Raw genomic sequence first — 22,923 nt, 5'->3', positions numbered from 1 at the left:
GACGGACGTCGTACCGGTGCCGCCCGGCCGTGCCCACGGCCGGGCGTTCGTGTTTCTCCACACCCCTGGTGTTCCTCCACACCCCGCGCGGCCTTGACCCTCGAGCCGGTCGAGCCCCCAGGATCGGGGCCGTGTCCGTCCACCGCCCCGATCGTTGTCCACATCCCGTTGTCCACCGTCGGTGGATAACTACCATCCGTCCTCGCTCGGTTACCCACAGCCTGTGGAGAAACCCTGGGGACGGTGTGTGGACGGGTGGGGAAAACTCGATCGTCATCCACCGACGACGATCGACGTGTGGACGACCTGTTGAAGGTTCTGGGGATGACGACGAAGAAGAGGGTTCGGGCGATCCACAAGCCTGGGGAGAAAGTCCGTGGACAACCGGTGGACAACCGGTGGACAAGCGTGGACAACTTCCCGGCAGGACGGGCCTGTGGACTGCGACACCGGTTCGCACCCCGGTTCTCCACAGCGAGAACACCGGTGGATAACGTGTCTCACCTGCGCGAACGTCGGTTCTCCACAGTTTGCACAGGTGCGATGAAGACGATGAGTTATCTCTTCTGAAAGAACAAAAACCAATCATCACCGTTGGACTTTCTGTGGATCGGGCCGAGCGCTGCCGGGACGGCAGTGAGCACCCACCCCGCAAGCGGGGTCGGGCGCACAGTGGATGCCGACGCGTCCTAAGGTGCGAGGGGTACCCGCACCGTCAGGCGGGTCGGCAGGCAGCGGTCGGCATGAGAGAGTTGTCGTCGACGTCGACGCGGAGGCATTGATGAAGTTCCGAGTGGAGCGCGACGCGCTCGCCGAGGCCGTGGCCTGGACCGCGAAGAGCCTGCCCAACCGGCCGTCGGTCCCGGTGCTCGCCGGTGTGATGCTCCGCGTCACCGACGGCAACCTGCAGGTCTCCGGGTTCGACTACGAGGTCTCCAGCCAGGTGACCGTCGAGGTGCAGGGCGACGCCGACGGCGCGGCCCTCGTCTCCGGCCGCCTGCTCGCCGAGATCACCAAGGCGCTGCCGGCCAAGCCGGTGGACATCGCCGCGGTCGGCGCGCACCTGGAGCTGGTCTGCGGCAGCGCCCGGTTCACCCTCCCGACCATGCCGGTCGAGGACTACCCGAGCCTGCCCGAGATGCCGGAGAGCGCCGGCACGGTCGACGCGGCCGCCTTCGCCGCCGCCGTCGCCCAGGTGGCCGTCGCCGCCGGGCGGGACGAGACCCTGCCGATGATGACCGGCGTCCGGATCGAGCTGAGCGGCAGCACGCTCGCGATGCTCGCCACCGACCGCTACCGGCTCGCGCTGCGCGAGATCCAGTGGAACCCGGACGACCCCGACATCAGCCTCAACGCCCTGGTGCCGGCGCGCACGCTGCACGACACCGCCAAGGCGCTCGGGCCGCTCGGCGGAGAGGTCACGATGGCTCTCGCGGCCGGCGGCGCCGGCGAGGGCATGATCGGCTTCTCGGGTGGCACCCGGCGGACGACCAGCCGGCTGCTCGACGGCGCCAACTACCCGCCCGTGCGGTCGCTCTTCCCGAACAGCCACAACGCCGAGGCCCGGGTCTCGGTGAGCACCCTGATCGAGGTCGTCAAGCGCGTCGCACTCGTCGCCGAGCGCACCACCCCGGTGCTGCTCAGCTTCAGCACCGACGGGCTGGTGGTCGAGGCCGGTGGCTCCGAGGAGGCGCGGGCCAGCGAGGCGATGGAGGCCACCTTCACCGGTGACGCGCTGACCATCGGCTTCAACCCGCAGTACCTGATCGACGGCCTGTCGAACCTGGGTGCCCAGACCGCGATGCTCTCGTTCGTCGACGCTTTCAAGCCCGCGGTGATTTCGCCCGCCGGCGAGGATGGCGAGGTCATCCCCGGGTACCGGTACCTCATCATGCCGATCCGCGTCTCCCGCTGATCGCGCAGGCACATCCAGCAACACCGGAAGGTAGGAACAATGCAGCTCGGCCTGGTAGGACTCGGCCGCATGGGCGGCAACATGCGTGAGCGGTTGCGCGCCTCCGGCCACGAGGTGGTCGGTTTCGACCACAATGCGGAGCTGAGCGACGTTACGTCCCTCGCGCAGCTGGCGGAGAAGCTCGAGGCGCCGCGGGCGGTGTGGGTGATGGTGCCCGCCGGTGTCACCGACGCCACGATCGACCAGCTCGCCGAGGTGCTCGAGGCCGGCGACATCATCATCGACGGCGGCAACTCGCGGTTCAGCGACGACGGCCCCCGGGCGGAGCGGCTGAACGACCGTGGGATCGGCTACATCGACGTCGGCGTCTCCGGCGGCGTCTGGGGCCGGCAGAACGGCTACGGGCTGATGGTCGGCGGTGCCCAGGAGCACGTCGAACGCCTCATGCCGATCTTCGACTCGCTGAAGCCGGAGGGCGAGTTCGGTTTCGTGCACGCCGGGCCGGTCGGCGCCGGGCACTACGCCAAGATGGTGCACAACGGCATCGAGTACGGCCTGATGCACGCCTACGCCGAGGGCTACGAGCTGCTCACCGCCTCCGAGCTGGTCACCAACGTGCCGGGCGTCTTCAAGTCGTGGCGCGAGGGCACCGTGGTCCGCTCCTGGCTGCTGGACCTGCTCGACCGGGCCCTCGACGAGGACCCGGAGCTCGCCGAGCTGAGCGGCTACACCGAGGACACCGGCGAGGGCCGCTGGACGGTGGACGAGGCGGTCCGGCTCGCCGTGCCGCTGAACGTCATCACCGCCTCCCTCTTCGCCCGGTTCGCGTCCCGCCAGGACGACTCGCCCGCGATGAAGGCCGTCGCCGCGCTGCGCCAGCAGTTCGGCGGGCACGCCGTCCGCAAGCGCTGACCGGTATCCACAACCTGTGTACGTCCGCCGGCTGGAACTGGTCGACTTCCGTTCGTACGAGCGCGTCGGCGTGGACCTCCAGCCGGGGGCGAACGTCCTGATCGGCGCCAACGGCGTCGGCAAGACCAACCTGGTCGAGGCGATCGGCTACGTGGCGACCCTGGACAGTCACCGGGTCGCCACGGACGCCCCGCTGGTGCGGATGGGCGCCGGCGCGGCGGTGATCCGCTGCGCGGTGGTGCACGACGGCCGGGAGCTGCTGGTCGAGCTGGAGATCGTCCCGGGCAAGGCCAACCGGGCCCGGCTCGGCCGATCCCCGGCCCGTCGGGCCCGGGACGTGCTCGGTGCGCTGCGACTGGTGCTCTTCGCCCCGGAGGACCTGGAACTGGTCCGGGGCGACCCGGCGGAGCGCCGTCGCTACCTGGACGACCTGTTGGTCAGCCGCCAGCCCCGGTTCGCCGGCGTACGCGCCGACTACGAGCGGGTGGTGAAGCAGCGCAACGCGCTGTTGCGGACCGCGTACCTGGCCCGCAAGACCGGCGGCTCGCGCGGCGGTGACCTCTCCACGCTGGCCGTCTGGGACACCCACCTGGCCCGGCACGGGGCGGAGCTGCTGGCCGGTCGGCTGGAACTGGTCGCGGCGCTCGCACCGCACGTGACCAAGGCGTACGACGCGGTCGCCGCCGGTCGTGGCTCGGCCGGCATCGCCTACCGGCCGTCGCTGGAGCTGGCCGAGCCCACCACCGACCGCGCGGTGCTGGCCGAGGCGCTGACCACCGCGCTCGCCGAGTCGCGATCCGCGGAGATCGAGCGGGGCACCACGCTGGTCGGGCCGCACCGCGACGAACTGGCCCTCACCCTCGGTCCGCTCCCCGCCAAGGGGTACGCCAGCCACGGCGAGTCCTGGTCGTTCGCGCTCGCGCTGCGGCTGGCCGGCTACGACCTGCTGCGCTCCGACGGGATCGAACCGGTCCTGGTGCTGGACGATGTGTTCGCGGAGCTGGACGCGGGCCGTCGGGAGCGGCTGGCCGAGCTGGTCGGCGGGGCGAGCCAGCTGCTGGTGACGTGTGCGGTGGACGACGACGTCCCGGTGGCGCTGCGCGGCGCCCGCTACGAGGTCGGCGAGGGGACGGTACGCCGTGTCGAATGATCCGGAGCGCCCGGACGGGCCAGCGAGCGGTGGGTCGGCGTCCGGTGGTCCGCAGCACGTCGGGGCGGCGGCTGGCGGACCACCCGGCCCGGAGCAGGGGCGCGCGGTGCTCGACGGGGCACCGGACGGGGCCTCCGGCCCGGAGCTGGCGCGGGCGGTGCTCGACGCGGCGAAGGCCCGGCGGGAGACGGCGGCCAAGAGTCGGCGGCGTACCGGCACGACCGGTGGTGCGGGCGGTGGCGAGCGGCGGCTCCGCGGCTACTCCGGCCCTGGCCCGGATCCTCGGGATCCTCAGCCGCTCGGCGCGGTGCTCAACCGGCTGGTGAAGGCGCGCGGCTGGCAGCAGCCGGCCGCCGAGGCGACCGTCTTCGGCGCCTGGGAGCGTGTCGTCGGGCCGGAGGTGGCCCAGCACAGCCGTCCGGTGAAGTTGGAGAACGGCGAGCTGACCGTGGAGGCCCGCTCCACCGCCTGGGCGACCCAGCTACGGCTGCTCGCCGGCTCGCTGCTCAAGCAGATCGCCCGTGAGGTCGGGCACAACGTGGTGCGCAAGCTGCACATCCACGGGCCGGCGGCGCCGTCGTGGTCGCGCGGCCCTCGGCGGGTACGGGGACGCGGCCCCCGCGACACGTACGGCTGAGCCCGCTCGGCGCCGGGGTCGGGCCGTTCCCGGCTGGCGTCCGGCGTTCCGTGCTGGCGTCGGGATGCGGCGGCCCGAGGAGCCGGCTCACCCGTCGCGTCGCGCCTCGCGCTCGGCGCGCCTGCGCTCCCGCTGCTCGCGGCTGTAGCGCTTGCGGTTCTCCAGGTCGCGCTTCCATCCCTCGCGGGCCTCGGTCGAGCCCCCGTAGACGGCGTTCGACACGCCCTCGGCCGGTCCGGCCAGGTACTTGTACGCGAACCGCAGGAACCGGCCGCCCTCACCGGCGCTCCTGCTCTCCTTCGCGTCCTCGCTCATGCCGTGACCTCCGCTCGGGACCGCTACCAAGTCGACCAACGATTGGTAGCCCAATCGTTGGTGCACCAATAATGGGTACGATAACACCGGACGAGGAGGTCGGGAATGCGTGACCAGATCGACGACGTCGATCCGCTGGCGCTGGAGGAGCAGGTCTGCTTCGCGCTGTCGGTCGCCGCGCGCAGCGTCGTCGCGGTCTACCGGCCACTGCTGGAGCCGATGGGCCTGACCCATCCGCAGTATCTGGTGATGCTCGCGCTGTGGCAGCACGCGCCGCTGTCCGTACGCGACCTGAGCCGGCTGCTCCAGCTCGACCCGGGGACGCTGTCACCGTTGCTCAAGCGGTTGGAGGTCAACGGCTACGTCCGGCGCCGGCGGGACCCGGCCGACGAGCGCAGCCTCGCCGTCACGCTGACCGCCAGCGGCCAGGCCCTGCGCGCCCGTGCCGAGGAGATTCCGCCGGCTATCGTGGCGCGGCTCGGGCTGCCCGTCGACGACCTGCGGCGGCTGCACTCGGCGCTCACCCAGGTGATCGCGGCCGCGAACGGTGCCACGAGCCCCGGCGCCGCCGACTCGGGCGCCGGGGATGCCGCGCCCCCGAGTCCCGGCGGCGCGGCGGTCGATGAGCCCGACTAGGGCTGGGTGGCGCGGCGGGGGGCCTCGGACTCCGCGTACACGGCGAAGCCGCGGTCGGCGCACCGTCGGTAGAAGGCGGCGAGCACGCCGAGTTCGGCGCAGGTGAAGTCCCACTGCGGTGGTTCGCCGCTCTCGTCGCGCAGGGCGTCCAGGCGACTGTCCAGCCAGCGCAGCTGCTGCTCGGCCAGGCGCCCGTCACCGAGCAACGACCGCAGCACGGCGCTCACCGACTCGAACGTCACCGCCTCGCCGTGCGGCCGGTGGCCGGCCACGAACCGCTCGATGCCGTCGGCGATCCAGGCGCAGCCGTCCGGATCGATCACCGGATCCTCGTCCTCCGCCGCGGCGTCCGTGGCGTAGAGCACACCCTCCAAGCCGAGCAGGAGGTCCACCAGTTCGGTGTACGCGGTCGCGCGCACTGTCCCTGTCTTCGCGATCAACTCGGCCAACGCGGCTGTGGGCGCGGAGATCCGCGGCATGTCGACGATCTCGCCGAAGTCGACGAACTCGGCCGGTGCGACCGGATCGTAGAAGCGGCCGGTACGCGGCCAGTGCACCGCGACGTTGTCCAGCCCCATCTGGGGTCACCTCTTAAGAGCGCGTGTGGAGGACGATCGAGTCGATCGTCCGGTTCCGGTGGGCAAAGATCAAGCCGGCTTCGCGACCGCCGCAAACGTACGGCACGGCCGGTCTGTCCGGAACCCCCGACCCGCCCGGCAGCGGGTGCTCCCGTCGGGCGGCGCCGACCCCGATCCGAGGCTGGCGTGTAGGGGGAGTCGCGGGAGGCGCGGTTCGGCCCGCTACGGAGATCTCAGCCCCTTTGCGAGGGTGCCGAGTGGCGGTTCTACCGCTGGCGCACAGTAAGATTGACGGAGAGACGAAGACCCGGTGCGGAGCGACGGACCCGGGCCCCCAGAGGGCCCGTGATCATTGTCCACGTCGGGTCGAGCCGATCGCGATCCGCGGGCAACCGCGGCGAACGGCGCGTACCGACCCGTGTCCGGATTCGTCCGGTCCGGTCCGCGTGCCTACGTCGCGTCCTGTCCGCCGAACCCGCGCCCGACGCGCCCTTGCGGCGTGTCACGGCGCGAGAAAGTGGCCGAGGGTGTCAGCGCAGGAAAATCAGCAGTACGGCGCAGAGTCGATCACCGTTCTCGAGGGGTTGGAGGCGGTCCGCAAGCGGCCCGGTATGTACATCGGGTCGACCGGCGAGCGTGGTCTGCACCACCTCGTGTGGGAGGTCGTCGACAACGCCGTGGACGAGGCGCTGGCCGGTTACTGCGACACCATCGACGTGGTGCTGCTGGCCGACGGCGGGGTCCGGGTCACCGACAACGGCCGTGGCTTCCCGGTCGACCTGCACCCGAAGCTGAAGAAGCCCGGTGTCGAGGTGGCACTGACCGTGCTGCACGCCGGCGGCAAGTTCGACGGCAAGGCGTACGCGGTCTCCGGCGGTCTGCACGGCGTCGGCGTCTCGGTGGTGAACGCGCTCTCCACGAAGATGGCCGTGGAGATCCAGAAGGACGGCTTCTACTGGCGGCAGAGCTACACCAACTCCAAGCCCGGCCCGTTGGAGAAGGGCGAGCCGACCGAGCGCAGCGGCTCCGCGGTGTCGTTCTGGCCGGACGCGGCGGTCTTCGAGACCGTCGACTTCGACTTCCAGACCATCTACCGGCGCCTCCAGGAGATGGCCTTCCTCAACCGCGGCCTCACCATCCACCTGCTCGACGAGCGCTCGGCGGACGAGGAGGGCAAGCCGCGTGAGGTGACCTTCCTCTACAAGGGCGGCATCGCCGACTTCGTCCGGCACCTCAACGCGTCGAAGAACCCGATCCACCGCACGGTGGTCGAGTTCGGAGCCGAGGAGGAGGGCATGTCGGTCGAGATCGCCATGCAGTGGAACGAGTCGTACGGTGAGTCGGTCTACACCTTCGCCAACACGATCAACACCCACGAGGGCGGCACCCACGAGGAGGGCTTCCGCGCGGCGCTGACCAGCGTGGTCAACCGGTACGGCACCGAGAAGAAGCTGCTCAAGGGCGACGAGAAGCTCTCCGGCGAGGACATCCGCGAGGGCCTGGCGGCGATCATCTCGGTGAAGCTGGCCAACCCGCAGTTCGAGGGTCAGACCAAGACGAAGCTCGGCAACACCCCGGTGAAGAGCTTCGTGCAGCGCGTCTGCAACGAGTGGCTGGTGGACTGGTTCGACCGCAACCCGGCCGAGGCCAAGACGATTATCCAGAAGGCCTCCCAGGCGGCCCGGGCCCGGATCGCCGCGCAGCAGGCGCGCAAGCTGGCCCGGCGCAAGTCGCTGCTGGAGTCCGGCTCGATGCCGGGCAAGCTGGCCGACTGCCAGTCGACCGACCCGCGGGAGTCCGAGGTCTTCATCGTCGAGGGTGACTCGGCGGGTGGCTCGGCGAAGCAGGGGCGCGACCCGCGTACGCAGGCGATCCTGCCGATCCGCGGCAAGATCCTCAACGTGGAGAAGGCCCGGATCGACCGGGTGCTGAAGAACAACGAGGTCCAGGCGCTCATCACCGCGCTGGGCACCGGCATCCACGACGACTTCGACATCGAGAAGCTGCGCTACCACAAGATCGTGCTGATGGCCGACGCGGACGTCGACGGCCAGCACATCCAGACGCTGCTGCTCACCCTGCTGTTCCGCTTCATGCGTCCGCTGGTCGAGCTGGGGCACGTCTACCTGGCCGCCCCGCCGCTCTACAAGATCAAGTGGAACAAGAAGGGCGACGACGCGCAGTACGCGTACTCCGACCGGGAGCGCGACGGGCTGATCGCGCTGCGCCAGCAGAAGAAGCCGAACGCCAAGCCGGACGACATCCAGCGGTTCAAGGGTCTCGGTGAGATGAACTATCCCGAGCTGTGGGAGACCACGATGAACCCGGCGACCCGCACGCTCCGGCAGGTCACTCTCGACGACGCGGCAACCGCGGACGAGTTGTTCAGCGTTCTGATGGGTGAGGACGTCGAGGCGCGCCGGTCGTTCATCCAGCGCAACGCAAAGGACGTCCGCTTCCTGGACATCTGACGGTCGGCGGCGGGTCGGCCGGGCACACCGACCGACCCGCCGATCCACAGAGTTATCCACAGCTTGGCCGCTATCCACAGCGGTTATCCACAGCACGAAAACGACTCTGAGTCTGATAAGGGTAAACAGTGACCGATTCCCCCGAGTCCACACCGAACGAGCCCGAGGTCCCCGAGACCGCCGGCGCCGTGGTCGCGCACGACCGGATCGAACCGGTCGGGCTCGAGGTGGAGATGCAGCGCTCCTACCTCGACTACGCGATGAGCGTCATCGTCGGGCGGGCGCTGCCGGACGTCCGGGACGGGCTCAAGCCGGTCCACCGCAAGATCCTCTACGCGATGTTCGACTCCGGCTACCGGCCGGACCGGGGCTACGTGAAGTGCTCCCGCGTCGTCGGCGACGTGATGGGTCAGTTCCACCCGCACGGCGACTCGGCCATCTACGACGCGCTGGTCCGCATGGCGCAGCCCTGGTCGCTGCGCTACCCGCTGGTCGACGGCAACGGCAACTTCGGCTCGCCGGGTAACGACCCGGCCGCGGCCATGCGGTACACCGAGTGCAAGCTCGACCCGTTGGCCATGGAGATGCTGCGGGACATCGACGAGGACACCGTCGACCTCCAGGACAACTACGACGGCCGGGCCAAGGAGCCCACCATCCTGCCGTCGCGGATCCCCAACCTGCTGGTCAACGGCTCCGAGGGCATCGCGGTCGGCATGGCCACCAAGATCCCGCCGCACAACCTGCGCGAGATCGGCGCGGCGGTGCAGTGGTGCCTGGAGAATCCGGAGGCCGACGAGGCGACCACCCTCGAGGCACTGCTGGAGATCGTCAAGGGCCCGGACTTCCCGACCCACGGCCTGATCGTCGGCACCCAGGCGATTCAGGACGCGTACCGCACCGGCCGGGGCTCGATCCGGATGCGGGCCGTGGTGGAGGTCGAGGAGGACAAGCGCGGCCGTCCCGCGCTGGTCGTCAGCGAGCTGCCCTACCAGGTCAACCCGGACAACCTGGCCGAGCGCATCGCCGAGCTGATCAAGGAGGGCAAGCTCGGCGGCATCGCCGACATCCGCGACGAGTCCTCCGGGCGTACGGGTATGCGGATCGTGCTCGTGCTCAAGCGCGACGCGGTCGCCAAGGTGGTGCTCAACAACCTCTACAAGCACACGCAGCTCCAGGAGACCTTCGGCGCCAACATGCTGGCGCTGGTCGACGGGGTGCCGCGCACGCTCAACCTGGCGCAGTTCATCCGCTACTACGTCGACCACCAGGTCGAGGTCATCCGCCGGCGCACCGCGTTCCGGCTACGCAAGGCCGAGGAGCGGGCGCACATCCTGCGCGGTCTGTCGAAGGCGCTCGACGCCCTCGACGAGGTGATCGCCCTCATCCGTCGCTCGCCCACGGTCGAGGACGCCCGCCAGGGCCTGATCCGGCTGCTGGAGATCGACGAGATCCAGGCCACCGCGATCCTGGACATGCAGCTGCGCCGGCTCGCCGCGCTGGAGCGGCAGCGGATCCTCGACGACCTGGCCAAGCTGGAGCTGGAGATCGCCGACCTCAAGGACATCCTCGCGAAGCCCGAGCGGCAGCGGAAGATCGTCTCGGACGAGCTCGGTGAGATCGTCGCGAAGTGGGGCGACGATCGGCGTACGCAGATCGTGCCCTTCGACGGCGAGGTCTCGATGGAGGACCTCATCGCCCGCGAGGACGTCGTGGTGACGATCACCCGGACGGGTTACGCCAAGCGGACGAAGGTCGACCTGTACCGCTCGCAGCGGCGCGGCGGGAAGGGCGTCAGCGGCGCCTCGCTGCGGCAGGACGACATCGTCAGCCACTTCTTCGTATGCTCCACGCACGACTGGATCCTGTTCTTCACGAACAAGGGCCGCGTGTACCGGGCCAAGGCGTACGAACTTCCCGAAGCCAGTAGGGTGGCCAAGGGCCAGCACGTGGCCAATCTGCTCGCGTTCCAACCGGACGAGCAGATCGCACAGATCATCGAGATCCCGAACTACCAGGTGGCCCCCTACCTGGTACTGGCCACGAAGAACGGCCTGGTGAAGAAGACGCGCCTCGAGGAGTTCGACTCCAACCGTTCCGGCGGCATCATCGCGATCAACCTGCGCGATGAGGACGAGCTGGTCGGTGCTGCCCTGGTCGGGCCGGAGGACGACCTGCTGCTCGTCTCGAAGAACGCCCAGGCGATCCGGTTCAACGCCACCGACGAGGCACTGCGGCCGATGGGTCGCGCCACCTCGGGCGTGATCGGCATGCGCTTCGCCGAGGACGACGTCCTGCTGGCGATGGAGGTCGTCCGGCCCGGAATGGACGTCCTCGTGGCCACGAACGGGGGATACGCGAAACGCACCCCCATCGAGGAATACCCGGTCCAGGGCCGGGGAGGTAAAGGCGTGCTGACTGCGAAGATCACCGAGCGACGCGGTGGTCTGGTCGGTGCGGTGGTGATCGACCCGGACGACGAGCTGTTCGCGATCACGAGCAACGGTGGTGTCATCCGGACTCCGGTGAAGCCTGTACGCCGTACGCGTGACCGGAACACAATGGGGGTCAAGTTGATGGACCTCCCGGACGGCGTGACTATCGTGGCGATTGCTCGCAATGCCGACGAGCCTGACGAACAGGACTAGTTGAATGACGGAGACACAGGCGAAGTCGGGGAACACGGGGACCTCGGCCAACCCGGTCGACGAGGAGGCCGCCTCGGGCGGCACGGCGGCCAGCGGCCGCGCCGCCGTGGGCCGGGCGACCGTCCCCGCCGACGCGCCTGCCCCGAAATTCACCCGGGCTCCCGGGATGACGCCACCGCCGGAGACACCGAGCGACGACGCGGGCTCCGGTGAGAAGACCGAGGCGGTGGCGCCGGCCAAGGCGACCACCGCCGGCGCCGCCAAGGGCGGGGCGGGCTCCAGCCCGAACGCCACGCAGCAGATCCCGGTCCGTGCCGGCGCGTCGAGCGGTGCGACCGGCACACAGCCCCGGGTGGGTGCCGCGGGCGCGCCGCAGGCCGGCGCCGGCCGGACGCCCAACGGCGGTGGACTGCCGCCGGGCATCGGCAACGCGGCCGCCGTCGGGGCCGCACGGGTGGGTGACGCGGTACGCGCCGCGCGTACGTCGGTCAGCTCGGCCGCGTCGCGCGGACCGCGCCGGGCCCGGCTGAACCTCAAGCGGATCGACCCCTGGTCCGTGATGAAGTTCGCATTCGCCGTGTCGGTGGTGCTCTTCATCGTCGTGGTGGTCGCCACGTCCGTGCTCTACCTGGCCCTGGACGCCATGGGCGTGTTCCAGAGCGTCAACGACAGCCTCACCGACCTGGTGAACGCGGGCGGTGGGCAGAGCACCGACGGCTTCCAGATCACGGCCAAGGGCGTGATCCTCAGCTCGGCGCTGATCGGCCTGGTCAACGTCGTGCTGTTCACCGCGCTGGCCACCCTCGGAGCGTTCGTCTACAACGTCTGCGCCGACCTGGTCGGCGGGATCGAACTGACCCTCGCCGAGCGGGACTGACACCACCGGACGCCGGGGCGCCGCGAAAGCGGTCGCCCCGGCGTTCCGCGTTCCGGTAGGTTCGCAAACGACGGCGGCGCGCGGTCCGACCCCCGATTTGGGGCGGCCCACGGGGATGGGTTAACCTTGCTCGTCGCAACGCGGGGCTATAGCTCAGTCGGTTAGAGCGCAGAGCTGATAACTCTGAGGTCGCTGGTTCGATTCCAGCTAGCCCCACCGCACGTCGTCCGACGGCAGCCGAGCGCAAGGGGTCGCCCCATGTTCAAGAAGCTTCTGATTCTCGCCGGCGTCGTCGGTGTGGCCGCGATCGTGGCCAAGAAGGTCAAGGCTTCCAACGACGAGCGCGCCCTGTGGCACGAGGCGACCACCGCCCCCGACCTGCGCTGAGGCTCTCGCCTCACCGACACTGACCAGGCGGCGCCGCCGCCCTCGGGGCCCTAGCTCAACTGGCAGAGCACTGCCTTTGCAAGGCAGGGGTTAGGGGTTCAAGTCCCCTGGGCTCCACCAGCACTTCCTTTGGTTGATCTCGGGTCCGAGTACAGCCAAGCGGTCACGCCGTACCCTCCTCGCCCAGCACCCGATCGATGGCCGAGGCAGCCTGACGAGCCCGCGCCGTTGATGAGGTTGGACTCGGTCTCGATGGCGTACGCCTCGGCGAAGCTGTCGTAGTCGTTGGCCAGAGCCTGTGCGGTGGGCCGGGATGAGTGGTCGAGGTCGGCAGACGTGCGGCCCATCCTGGCAGTCCTGACTGCTGTGCGGTGCTCGCCGTTTGTCAGCGCTGCCGGGGCTGCGGGACGCGTACGGCTGCCATGCCGGCGGCCGTGGCGGCCTGGATGCCGAAGTCGGTGTCCTCGAAGACGAGGCAGGACTGCGGCGGGACGTCGAGCAGCTTCGCGGCGAGCAGGAAGGCCTCTGGGTCGGGCTTGGCCCGCGCGTAGTCACCGGCGCAGACGAGCACGTCGAACTTCTCCAGCAGGTCGAGGGTGCGCAGCGAGGCGGTGACGGATTCCCGGGTGCTGCCGGAGACGACGGCGATGGGGAGCCGTCCGTGGGCGTCGTGGATGTGCCGGAGGACGTCGGGGACGGCGCTGAGCTGCGGCAGGAGCTGCTGGTAGATGTCCTCCCGGCGGCGGGCGACGACCTCGACCGGCATGGTCAGCCCCTGCTGCTCGTTGAGGTCGACGATGATGTCCGCGACCGGGCGGCCACCCCAGGCGTAGAACAGGTCCTCCGGAAGGGTGCATTCCCACTCCGCCAGCGCCCGCTCCCAGGCCACGTAGTGCAGGGGCATGGAGTCGGCGATGGTGCCGTCGCAGTCGAAGAGGTACGCCTGGAAGTCGCCGGGGGGAAGGGGCAGCGTCACCGGTCGAGCCTATAGCGGCGGAGGCTCTCGTCCTCGTTCACCGGTCGTCCTCCGCGGCGACGGTCTCGGCGACGTGGGTCAGCCAGTGCAGGTCGTTGGCCTGGGACTCTGGACTGGCCTCGGCGTTCAGGATGCTGTCCAGGAACGCGGTCACGTCGTCGAGTTGCCGCTCGCTCCGGTAGTAGCCCAGCATCGTCCGGTCCGGCTCCAGGGGTCCGTAGCCCCGGCGGAAGAGCGCCGCGCGGTGCGCGTTGATCGGGTGGTCGCCGAAGTCCCCGCTGTAGACGAACATCAGGTCCCGCTCGCGCGGCGCGAGGATCGGCGCGTCCCAGTCCACCACGTGCAGCGGACCGTCGCCGTCGGCGATCAGGTTGCCGGGGTGGACGTCGGCGTGGCAGATGACGTGCTGGCCGCGGGTCAGCCGGGCGGCGAGGTCGTCGACCCGTGCCGACAGTCGGCGCAGCACGGCGGCGTACCGGTCCCAGAAGTCGCCGAGGACCTCGCTCGTCGCGGCCTGCTCACCGAGGGCGCGCAGCCGTTCGCCCGCGCTCGACCGGTAGGTCTCCACCGGCAGGACCGCGGCGAGGTCGGCGGTCGGGGTGACCGCGTGCAGCCGGCCCAGGAACTCGCCGTACTCGACCCACTGGCGGTCGGTGAGGCCGCGGCCCCACAGGCTGCCGCCGTCGTGGAACGGGTAAAGCAGCAGCCGGTGGTCCCCGAAGGGCCGGCTGGCTCCACCGTCGGGCAGGTCGATCGGCGCCACGACCTGGCGTACGCCCTGAGCGCGGAGGAAGCCGGGCAGCAGGACGGCCGCCCGGGCGAAGTCACCGCGCCGCAGTTTCAGGAAGTAGCGTTCGCCGCCGGCCGCGTCCACCCGGTACGCCCAGGCGTTCCCGTCGAGCCCCAGCGGCAGGAACGCGAGGCCGGTGACGTCGACCCCCCAGGCGGCGGCCACCTCGGTCGCCAGCGACCGCTCGTCGACGTCAGGCTTGTCGATCACGGTCGAAGCCTCGCAACCGGCGTTCCGACAGGCAAGGCGATTTGGTCGCCGGAGAAGTCGGCGGGGAAATTTCGGTGCTCTCACCCCTCCACTTACCGGCGTACGGGCGTGAAGGTAGTGCAGGAGGTGCTGAGTGGATGCCGACCGGCAGTCGTTCGAGGCGTACGTGCAGGCTCGTGGCCCGGGTCTGTCTCGGCACGCCTATCTGCTCACCGGCGACCATCACCTCGCCGAGGATCTGGTCCAGCAGACGCTGCTGCGGGTCGCCGGCCGGTGGAGGCGGGTGGTGGCCGACGGCGACCCCGATGCGTACGTGCGTCGGGCCCTCTACCACCAGCACGTCTCCTGGTGGCGGCGGCGGACCCGGCAGGTGCCGGAGGCCCCGCTGGACGTCAACGACCAGCCGGTGCCGGACGCGGCGGACGCCGTCGCCGTGACGCTCGCGGTCCGAGCCGCGTTGGGTCGGCTCGCGCCCCGCCAGCGGGCCGCGATCGTGCTGCGCTACTTCGCCGACCTGAGCGACGCGCAGATCGCCGACACCCTCGGCTGTCGCGTGGGGACGGTGAAGAGCCAGTTGCGCGACGGGTTGGCGCGGCTGCGCGTCCTCGCTCCGGAACTGGTGGACCTGCTGGAGGTGCGGTCGTGAGCGACCAGTTGCTGAGGGAGGCACTGCACCGGTTGGCCGAGGAGTCCCAGCCACCACGGATCTCACCGGACACCTGGCGACTCGGTCGGAGGCGGCGACGGCGGCGTGCCGGGGCGGCGCTGGTGGCGGCCGTGGTGGCGCTGACCGGCGTACCGCTGCTGGCGACCACGCTGCCCGACGGCGGGTTCGCGCCCGCCGCGGACCGGCCGGTGGTCCCGTCGCGGGTGTATCCGCCGCTGACCGGGGAGGCGACCGTCGTCGAGGACCCGCCGGGCCCGGCCGCCCTGGTGGTGGCCGGCGACAAGGAGCTACGCGGCAGCGACATCTGGGGCTGGGAGGGGCGCAGCCTGCTGGTCGGGCGCGACGGCAGCTACCGGCTGGCGCGTACGGTCGGGGAGACCACCGCGGGGACGGGGGACCTGCTCCTCTCACCGGACGGTCGCCGGCTGGCCGCCCAACCGTGGCTGGAGGGCAGTCAGTGGCCCGACGACCCGGTCGGGCAGACGGCGATCCTCGACCTGACCACCGGGCAGATGCGGCAGTACACGGGTGGGCTGCCGGTGGCCTGGGCCCCGGGCGGATGGTCGTTGCTGGTCATGGCGCAGACGATCGACGGACGGCTGGGTCGGCTGAGCCTGCTCGACACGACCACCGGGGCGGTACGCCAACTGCCCCCGATCGACGGGACCGCCCACCCCGGCAACCTCGCCGCCTTCTCCCCGGACGGGTCACGGCTCGCCGTGGCGACGACCGAGGCACTGCACATCATCGACCTGGCCTCGGGCACGAGCCGTACGCTCACCGCCCTCACCGCCCGGGACCGGCTCGCCGGGCCCGGTGCCTGGCTGCCCGACGGCGAGCGGATCGCCCTGTGGTCGATGGGCGACTGCGAGGATGGCGGCAGCTGCGACGAGCAACGCCTGGCGCGGCGGGCGATCCAGATCAGCTACCGGTACGTACGCACGGGGGCACCGGCGGTGGGCCCGGCGCTGCCTCCCGCGCACGGGCTGGCCGCCCGACTCCTCGGCTGGCAGCGCGACGGTGACGCCGTCGTCGCCGAGTACCAGCCGGAGGCGGGGCTGACCAAGAGCCCGGACGACCAGCTCTGGTCGGAGACCGGCTGGACGCAGGTCGGCGCGGTCGAGCTGCGGGAGTTCCGGGTGGACGGTTCCCGGCGGGAACTGGTCGCGTTGCCGTCCAGCGCGCTCTTCGTGGACGTCCCGGCCGACCTGCTGGACAGCTTCGGTGGGCCGTCACCCACCTGGCCGGAGGGGGCGGTGCGGTGGCTGCTCGCCCTCTGGTGGCCGCTCGGGCAGCTCCTGGTGGGTCTGGCCGGGCTGGTGGCGCTGATCACCGGCTGGCGCGTCGTCGCCCGACGTCGACGGCGTCGGGCGCATGGGCGGGTCGCGCCGGGGTAGGAGGACCGGCACCAACCCTCCCCCCGGAAGTGAGGTGTCAGTCAATGCCGACCGCACGCGAGATCATGACCAACGACGTGACCTGCGTCAGCGAGCACGACGACCTGAAGACCGCCGCCCGACGGATGGCCGAGCTGGGGGTCGGTTCGCTGCCGATCTGCGGTGCCGACAACCGGCTCAAGGGGATGGTCACCGACCGCGACATCGTCGTGAAGGTGCTGGCCGAGGGCCGGGACCCGGGCAACGTGACCGCGGGTGAGCTGGCCCAGAGCGAGGCGGTGACCATCGGCGCCGACGACGACGCGACCGAGATCCTGCGGACCATGGGGCAGCACAAGGTACGGCGGCTGCCGGTGATCGACGGGCAGCAGCTCGTCGGCATCGTGGCCGTCGCCGACGTGGCCCGCTCACTGCCGGAACGCCCGGTCGGTGACCTCATCGAGGCCATCTCCGAGCACAACTGACTCGCCCCCGCCCCCGCCCCCGCCCGCCCCCGCCCTCGCCCCCGCCCAGGTTGATCAAGAGCTTTGGGTCAGGATCAGGCCGACTCCTGACGCAAAGCTCTTGATCACCGAGGGCAGGCGGCCAGTCGGTCAGGCGGCCAGGCGGCCAGTCGGCCAGGCGGCCAGGCGGGCAGGCGGGCAGGCGGGCAGGCGGCGAGGGCGGGGTCAGGGCCGCAGGGGGACGGTTTCGCCTCGGGCTATCGGGCGGACGGTCTTCACCAAACCTCGGCGGCGGGCCTCGTCCAGGAAGATGGTCAGCGGCGACCGGAACACCGGATAGTCGTCGTAGTGGATCGGCACGGTCAGCTTCGGCCGGATCAGCTCGACGAGGTCGGCGCCCTGCTGCGCGTCCATGCTGAGCAGGATGCCGGCGACCTTGGTGCCGCCGAGGTGGATGAGCATCGCGTCGATGTCCGGGTACCGCTCGGGAACGGCCGCGAGCATCGGCAGGTTGAGGGTGTCGCCGGTGACGTAGAGGCGGAACGTGCGGTCCCCGTCGCGGAGCAGGTCGATCATCGTGCCCATCACGTCCGGGAGCACGCGGTCCAGGACGCCCGGCCCGTGCTGGCCGGGCATCGACGTCAGTCGTAGGGTCTCGCCGTCGCGGTGCAGCTCGTGGGAGCGCCAGGTGGGCAGCCCCTCCGCGGCCCGGAAGCCCCAGCGCCGCAGTTTCCGTTCGGCCGCGGGCGTCGTCACGATGGGCAACTCGCGGTCGAGTTCCTGTCGGGCCACCCGGTCGAAGTGGTCACCGTGCAGGTGGGACAGGACCACCGCGTCGAGCGGCGGCAACTGGGCGATGGTCATGGCCGGGTCGGTACGCCGGCGCGACCACAACCCCTTGCCCAGATAGACGGGTTGGCCCCGGTGCAGGAAGTTCGGGTCGGTGAGCAGGGTGAACCCGCCGATCCGCAGCACCGTGGTGGCGGTGCCGATGAACGTGACCTCCGGCTGCGCTGCCAACCCGCCCACCCCCATCCGTTGCCGTACCCCCGGACGGGCGGGCCATGCCGACGGCGGAGGTCATCCGTCCGACGGCTCGTCCGTGTCGAGGCCGCCGAGGCCCGGCGCGAAACCCTGGAGGACGACGCCGTCGTCGGAACCCGGCGACCGGCCCCCGCCCTCGTCGGCACCCGGCGACAGGCCGCCGTCCTCGTCGGCACCCGGCGACAGGCCGCCGTCGTCCCCGGGACCGGGCGACCCGTCGTCGCCGGAGGAGCCGTCGTGGGCCGGGCGGCCGCCGCCGTCGCGTTGGGGCAGCCGCTCCACCAGCCGACTCAGCGCGCCGTTGGCGAAGGTGGCGCCGAACGCCGAACCGGCGGCGATGCCCCAGCCCACCGGCCCGAGCGGTGTGCAGCCGAAGAACTGGCTGAGCCCCGGCGTCTGCACCACCGCCCCCAGCACACCCAGTGAGGCCACCGTGGACGCGAGCACCGTCGGGCTGGTGCCGCCGGCCAGCACGGTCTGGCCGAGCTGGGTGCCGACCAGGGAGACCAGCGCGACCGTGCCGGCCCGCTGTGGTGTGCCGCCGGTGTAGCGGGCGAGGGTCCAGCCGGCGGTCGCGCCGAGGGTGGTCGCGGCGGCCCGCAGCCCGATCTCGCGGGTCAGCGTCTCGCCCAGCGAGGTGTCCGGCCCTTCGCGGAGAAGGTCGTCGGCGTGGTCGCCCCCGGGTGGGCGGACGGCGATCGCCAACGCCGGCGCGAGGTCGGTGAGCAGGTTGACCAGCAGCAGTTGCCGGCCGTTGATGGCGGACTGGCCGGTCGCCGCGGCGGTCAGCACGCTGAACGCGATCTCGCCGAGGTTGCCGCCGACCAGGATGCTCAGCGCGTGCCGTACGGACGACCACATCGCCCGGCCCTCCACGAGGGTGGCGATGATGGTCTCCAGCCGGTCGTCGGTGACCACCAGGTCGGCCGCGGCCCGCGCGGCGGGAGTGCCCCGCTGACCGAGGGCGATGCCCACGTCGGCCAGTCGGATCGCCGGCGCGTCGTTGGCGCCGTCGCCGGTCATCGCGACCGTACGGCCGCACTTCTGCAGCGCCTGGATGATCCGGACCTTGTGCGCCGGCGTGCAGCGGGCCACCACGTCGGTGTGGGCCAGCCGCTCGGCCAGGGCGTCGTCGTCGAGTTGGTCGAGCTCGGTGGCGGTCACCACCTGCTGCTCGTCGTGCTCGGTGATGGTGGCGGCGATCGCCTCGGCGGTCGCCGGGTGGTCGCCGGTGATCATGATGGTGTGCACGCCGGCCTGCCGGATCCGGCGTACGGCGGGGGCGGCGCTCTCCCGCACCCCGTCGGCGAGGGAGAGGAAGCCGACGAAGCAGAGATCATGAACCTGGTCGTCGGTGACCGACCGTTCACTGATTCGGCACTCGGCCACCGCCAGCACCCGGTGACCGGCGCCGGCGCGCTCGGCCAGCAGGTGGTACAGCTCCTCCCGACCGGCGTCGTCCAACGGCTCCGACCGCCCGTCGACCCGGCGCGACCCGCAGCGCGGCAGCACCGACTCCGGCGCGCCCTTCACGCTGAGCAGCAGGCCGTGGTCGTCCTCGCCGACCGTGGCGTGGTAGCCCCGGGACGGCTCGAACGGCAGCCCGCCCACCGCGCGCCAGCCGTCCGCACCGATCTGCTCGACCACGCCCGAGGTGTCCGCGCCGCGCCGGACCGCCCGGTCGGTCTGGTGACCCAGGTCCTCCGGGTCGGCCGCCCAGGGGGTGGCCCGCAGCGCCGCGCCCAGGGTGAGTCGGAGCCGTTCGTCCAGCCGGTCCACCGTGGCGTACCGGCTGGCGTCACCGTCACCCACCCCGGCGAGCAGCAACTGCCCCTCGGTGAGGGTGCCGGTCTTGTCGAAGCAGAGCACGTCCACCCGGCCGAGCGCCTCGATGGTGCGCGGGTTGCGGACGAGGGCGCCGTGGTCGGCGAGTCGCCGGGCCGCGGCGAGCTGGGCGGCGCTGACCAGGAACGGCAGCCCCTCCGGCACCGACGCCACCGCCAGGTTCGCGGCGGTCGCGGCCGTCTGCGCCAGGGGTACGCCCCGCAGCAGGCCCGCCCCGGCGACGGCCACCGCCGAACCCGCCGCCAGCGGAACGGCCGCCCGGGTCAGCCGGCCCAGGCGGGCCTCGACGCCGCCGCTCGGCGGGGACTGCCGGGCCAGGGCGAGGCTCCGCCCGGTCTCCGTGTCGGCGCCCGTGGCCACCACCACCGCGCTGCCGTGCCCCGCGGCGACGGTGGTGCCCTCGTACAGCATGGAGTGGCGGTCCGCGACGGCGGCCGCCACGACCGGCTGGTCCGTCTTGGGAACCGGCAGCGACTCCCCGGTCAGCGACGACTCGTCCGCCTCCAGCCCGTCCGCCTCGATGACCCGGCAGTCGGCCGGGATGGCGTCGCCCGGCTCCAGCCGTACCACGTCCCCGGGCACCAGGTCGTCGGCCGCCACCACCCGCTCCGCGCCGTCGCGCCGCACCCGCGCGGTGACCGCCGAGCGGGACAGCAACTCCGCCAGGGAGCGTTCGGTGTTGCGCTGGTGTACGGCGCCGATCAGCGCGGAGCCGCCGACGACGCCGCCGACCAGGGCGGCGTCCACCACCGAGCCGAACGACGCGGAGAGCACCGCGCCGGCGGCCAGCACCGGGGTGAGCGGGTTGGCGAGTTCGTCGACGAACGCCCGGAGCAGACTGCCCTGACCCGGACCGTCCGGGCCGCCGCCGGTGCGCCGTCGCTCCGCCTCCACCTCGGCCAACCCGTCCCGACCGGTGCCGAGCCGCTCGAAGACGGTGCGTACCGGCATGAGATGCCAGGCCGTCGCCACCGGTGCCGGCGTGTCGTCCGGCTGGGGCAGCCGACTGGCCCGCCAGACGCCGTTGCCGAACGCCAGTGCCGCCGCACCGTTGACCGCGTGCAGGCTTCGGCTGGGCAGTTGTTGCGGGGCGGCGGTGAACGCCCCGAGCGCGCCGAGCCCGGTGCCGGCCATCGCCACCTTGATGTTCTGCGCGGTCATCCGGCGGGCCACGCCGGCCGCCTCGATGAGCAGCGCCACGACCCGCAGGTCCGTGCCGACCAGCAGGTGCGCGCCCCACGGCGGCGGCTCGTCGGGGGCGGACAGGCCGAGCCCGCAGTCCGAGGCCCCGAGCGCCGACCGGTCCCGGGACACCAGCATCACCATCGCGCCGTCGCCCTGAAGGGACCGCACCGACTCGGTCAGCCGGTCCCCGCCGGGGAGCACAGCGTCGGCGAACCCGTACCGCTGCTCGTCGTCGCCGGCCACCACCAGCCGCAGCCCGGCGTGGCGGGCGGCGGTGGGCAGCCCGTCGACGCCCGGTGCGGGCTCGGCCTCCACCCGCAGCAGCGCGGCGAGCGTGCCCCGGTGGGCCAACCCGAGCAGCCGGCCGCCCTGCTCGCGGAGGCGGCGGCTGTCGTCGGTGTCGCCCGGGTCGTCGGCGTCGAGACGGTCCAGCGGGCCCATCCGCCAGCCGTCCGCCTCGTGCAGGCGGTCCGGGTCCGCCGGGTCGAAGAGGGTGAACGCCTGCTCGGCGACGTGTCCCGTGTCGGCGCCGGGCAGGGGCGCGAGGTCGGCCAGGACACCCCGGTCCGATCCGAGCACGGCGGCGTCCAGCACCAGCGTGTCGAGCCGGTCGAGTTGGCGCAGGACACCGCGGTCCATGGCGATCACGCCCCGGCGGGCCAGGATCCGGCCGAGCTGAGCGGCGTAGCCCTCGCGGCCGCTGCCCGGCGCCTTGGGCAGGGCCGAGAGGCCGAGAGCCGCGGCGCGTTTGCGGCCGGCGACCGGGGCGGCGGTCGCGGCGGCGACGGCACCGGCGGCCAGCATGCGGATCGCGTGCCGCTCGACGGGGCCGTCCGGTTTGGGGCAGGGCCGGTCGAGGACGGGCCATCGGGCGACCGCCAGGTCGGGCTCGCCGAACAGCCGCGGCTCGGCCTTCTCCCAGACGGACAGTTGGGCCCGGTCCTCACCCCACTGCAAGATCCGCTGGGCGCCGTCGAGCACGATCCCGGCCCAGCCGCCGGTGAGGCCCTGCACCACCGCCTCGGCGAGGGGGAAGAGGATGTCCGCGCGGGGATCGGCGCGCAGGCCCCGACCGGCCAGCGCGTGCAGACGCGGGTGCAGGTCCACGGCCGAGAGCAGCCCGGCCACCTCGCCCGGCACCGGGGTGAACGGCAGGATCCGGGTGGCCGCGGAGATCGTCAGGCCCAACGCGTCGGAGGCGAGGGCGCCGAGCGTCCGTGGGGTACGCGGCCCCTCCTCCGGCGGGTGCGGCGGCGGGACCTCCGGGTCCGGCTCGTGCGGGCAGGTGCGCTCGGTGCGGGCGATCGTGGCGATGAGGTCGCGCAGCTTCGGTTCCGGTGACTCGACGGCCACCACCACCCGGCCGGACGGCGCGTTCACGCGCGCCCACGCCACCCCGGGCATCCGCTCCAGCGCCGCCTCCACCTGGCGGGCCAGGGTGTCGCCGCCGTCCTGGCAGACGCCGTGCACCTCGATGTGGTGCCGCCCCGGCCGGGACCAGACCTGACGGTGAGTGATGCCGGCAAGGCGTGCCAGCCGCGACGCGGCCGAGCCGACGCCTCGCCCGGCATCCTCGACCAGCCGTGGCACGCCGACCGGCGGGAGGAGCCGGCCGGCGACGCGACCCGCCAGCGTCATCGAGACGTACGACCGGACGATTGCCGGCCAGACTCCCCGCTGCTGCCGTTTCTGCCGTACGCCATCTCGCCTCCCGCGCTCGCGTTCGGCGGCCTGGCTTCCCGCCGTGCCGTCCGTTATGCCCCCCGAGCAGGGGAAGTTTCCCCACCTTAGGGGCGCATGGACCGGATCGGCGGTGGAAAGCGGCGGACATCAGAAGCCA

Annotated in this window: 17 protein-coding genes, 2 tRNA genes and 1 pseudogene; 14 read left to right on the top strand and 6 right to left on the bottom strand. The window is 71.9% G+C overall.

Annotated features, from left to right (window positions below; genetic code table 11):
- Nucleotides 1-781: 781 nt before the first annotated feature.
- From dnaN to GA0070620_RS22050, 4 genes are read left to right on the top strand one after another with little or no spacing between them, the layout of a single operon-like run.
- Nucleotides 782-1,915, top strand: a complete 1,134-nt coding sequence (gene dnaN, locus GA0070620_RS22065; RefSeq protein WP_091593800.1) for a DNA polymerase III subunit beta — start codon at nucleotides 782-784, stop codon at nucleotides 1,913-1,915.
- 39 nt (nucleotides 1,916-1,954) lie between these two features.
- On the top strand, nucleotides 1,955-2,827 hold the full coding sequence (gene gnd, locus GA0070620_RS22060) for a phosphogluconate dehydrogenase (NAD(+)-dependent, decarboxylating) (protein WP_091593798.1): 873 nt from the start codon (nucleotides 1,955-1,957) through the stop codon (nucleotides 2,825-2,827).
- A gap of 16 nt (nucleotides 2,828-2,843) precedes the next feature.
- Nucleotides 2,844-3,977, top strand: a complete 1,134-nt coding sequence (recF, locus tag GA0070620_RS22055) for a DNA replication/repair protein RecF (RefSeq protein ID WP_091593796.1) — start codon at nucleotides 2,844-2,846, stop codon at nucleotides 3,975-3,977.
- Nucleotides 3,967-4,614, top strand: a complete 648-nt coding sequence (locus GA0070620_RS22050) for a DUF721 domain-containing protein (protein ID WP_091593794.1) — start codon at nucleotides 3,967-3,969, stop codon at nucleotides 4,612-4,614. The genes recF and GA0070620_RS22050 overlap by 11 nt, the downstream gene beginning before the upstream one ends.
- A gap of 87 nt (nucleotides 4,615-4,701) precedes the next feature.
- Here the strand turns inward: GA0070620_RS22050 and GA0070620_RS22045 are convergent, their stop codons facing one another.
- Entirely contained in the window at nucleotides 4,702-4,929 is a 228-nt protein-coding gene (locus tag GA0070620_RS22045) for a hypothetical protein (protein WP_091593792.1), read from the bottom strand.
- A gap of 105 nt (nucleotides 4,930-5,034) precedes the next feature.
- On the opposite strand from GA0070620_RS22045, the gene GA0070620_RS22040 reads away from it, so the two are divergent.
- Nucleotides 5,035-5,565: a MarR family winged helix-turn-helix transcriptional regulator gene (locus GA0070620_RS22040; protein ID WP_091593790.1), complete on the top strand. Its 531-nt coding sequence runs from the start codon at nucleotides 5,035-5,037 to the stop codon at nucleotides 5,563-5,565.
- On the opposite strand, the gene GA0070620_RS22035 is transcribed toward GA0070620_RS22040, so the two are convergent.
- Nucleotides 5,562-6,143, bottom strand: a complete 582-nt coding sequence (locus GA0070620_RS22035) for a hypothetical protein (RefSeq protein WP_091593788.1) — start codon at nucleotides 6,141-6,143, stop codon at nucleotides 5,562-5,564. The two genes, GA0070620_RS22040 and GA0070620_RS22035, sit on opposite strands and share 4 nt — an antisense overlap.
- 527 nt (nucleotides 6,144-6,670) lie before the next feature.
- On the opposite strand from GA0070620_RS22035, the gene gyrB reads away from it, so the two are divergent.
- The 6 genes from gyrB to GA0070620_RS22010 all read left to right on the top strand — a co-directional run bounded on the left by gyrB (nucleotide 6,671) and on the right by GA0070620_RS22010 (nucleotide 12,646).
- On the top strand, nucleotides 6,671-8,614 hold the full coding sequence (gene gyrB, locus GA0070620_RS22030) for a DNA topoisomerase (ATP-hydrolyzing) subunit B (RefSeq protein ID WP_091593786.1): 1,944 nt from the start codon (nucleotides 6,671-6,673) through the stop codon (nucleotides 8,612-8,614).
- Nucleotides 8,615-8,742: 128 nt separating this feature from the next.
- Nucleotides 8,743-11,262 carry a DNA gyrase subunit A gene (gene gyrA / locus GA0070620_RS22025; protein ID WP_091593784.1) on the top strand — a complete coding sequence of 840 codons (2,520 nt, stop codon included), beginning with the start codon at nucleotides 8,743-8,745 and terminating at the stop codon, nucleotides 11,260-11,262.
- Between the two features lie 4 nt (nucleotides 11,263-11,266).
- The gene (locus GA0070620_RS22020; protein ID WP_091593783.1) at nucleotides 11,267-12,139 is read left to right on the top strand and encodes a DUF3566 domain-containing protein; all 873 of its coding nucleotides are present in this window, start codon (nucleotides 11,267-11,269) and stop codon (nucleotides 12,137-12,139) included.
- 142 nt (nucleotides 12,140-12,281) lie between these two features.
- Nucleotides 12,282-12,355 (top strand) — tRNA-Ile (locus GA0070620_RS22015).
- A 42-nt stretch (nucleotides 12,356-12,397) separates the two neighbouring features.
- On the top strand, nucleotides 12,398-12,526 hold the full coding sequence (locus GA0070620_RS33725; protein WP_231921900.1) for a DLW-39 family protein: 129 nt from the start codon (nucleotides 12,398-12,400) through the stop codon (nucleotides 12,524-12,526).
- Between the two features lie 44 nt (nucleotides 12,527-12,570).
- Nucleotides 12,571-12,646, top strand: a tRNA-Ala gene (locus tag GA0070620_RS22010).
- Nucleotides 12,647-12,911: 265 nt separating this feature from the next.
- Here GA0070620_RS22010 and GA0070620_RS22005 read toward each other — a convergent pair.
- Both GA0070620_RS22005 and GA0070620_RS22000 read right to left on the bottom strand, forming a co-directional pair.
- On the bottom strand, nucleotides 12,912-13,502 hold the full coding sequence (locus GA0070620_RS22005; protein ID WP_091593781.1) for an HAD family hydrolase: 591 nt from the start codon (nucleotides 13,500-13,502) through the stop codon (nucleotides 12,912-12,914).
- A 37-nt stretch (nucleotides 13,503-13,539) separates the two neighbouring features.
- Nucleotides 13,540-14,502: a phosphotransferase enzyme family protein gene (locus tag GA0070620_RS22000; RefSeq protein ID WP_091593779.1), complete on the bottom strand. Its 963-nt coding sequence runs from the start codon at nucleotides 14,500-14,502 to the stop codon at nucleotides 13,540-13,542.
- Between the two features lie 133 nt (nucleotides 14,503-14,635).
- Here GA0070620_RS22000 and GA0070620_RS21995 point away from each other — a divergent pair, with 133 nt between their 5' ends.
- Genes GA0070620_RS21995 through GA0070620_RS21985 form a run of 3 tightly spaced genes read left to right on the top strand, consistent with a single transcriptional unit; the run spans nucleotide 14,636 to nucleotide 17,030 of the window.
- On the top strand, nucleotides 14,636-15,148 hold the full coding sequence (locus GA0070620_RS21995; RefSeq protein ID WP_091593778.1) for a SigE family RNA polymerase sigma factor: 513 nt from the start codon (nucleotides 14,636-14,638) through the stop codon (nucleotides 15,146-15,148).
- A complete protein-coding gene (locus GA0070620_RS21990) occupies nucleotides 15,145-16,566 on the top strand; it encodes a TolB family protein (protein WP_091593776.1) in 1,422 nt (473 codons plus the stop codon). Before GA0070620_RS21995 ends, GA0070620_RS21990 begins: the two co-directional genes overlap by 4 nt.
- 44 nt (nucleotides 16,567-16,610) lie before the next feature.
- Nucleotides 16,611-17,030: a CBS domain-containing protein gene (locus tag GA0070620_RS21985; RefSeq protein WP_091593775.1), complete on the top strand. Its 420-nt coding sequence runs from the start codon at nucleotides 16,611-16,613 to the stop codon at nucleotides 17,028-17,030.
- A 204-nt stretch (nucleotides 17,031-17,234) separates the two neighbouring features.
- Here GA0070620_RS21985 and GA0070620_RS21980 read toward each other — a convergent pair whose 3' ends face one another.
- Complete coding sequence (locus GA0070620_RS21980) at nucleotides 17,235-18,029, bottom strand: MBL fold metallo-hydrolase (RefSeq protein ID WP_231921898.1); 795 nt, start codon at nucleotides 18,027-18,029, stop codon at nucleotides 17,235-17,237.
- A 291-nt stretch (nucleotides 18,030-18,320) separates the two neighbouring features.
- A pseudogene (locus GA0070620_RS21975) lies at nucleotides 18,321-22,721 on the bottom strand (HAD-IC family P-type ATPase); the annotation flags it as partial.
- Between the last annotated feature and the right edge of the window lie 202 nt (nucleotides 22,722-22,923).

It is taken from the genome of Micromonospora krabiensis, assembly GCF_900091425.1.
In the GTDB taxonomy this organism is placed as follows: domain Bacteria; phylum Actinomycetota; class Actinomycetes; order Mycobacteriales; family Micromonosporaceae; genus Micromonospora; species Micromonospora krabiensis.
This window is presented reverse-complemented; position numbering and strand designations above follow the sequence as displayed.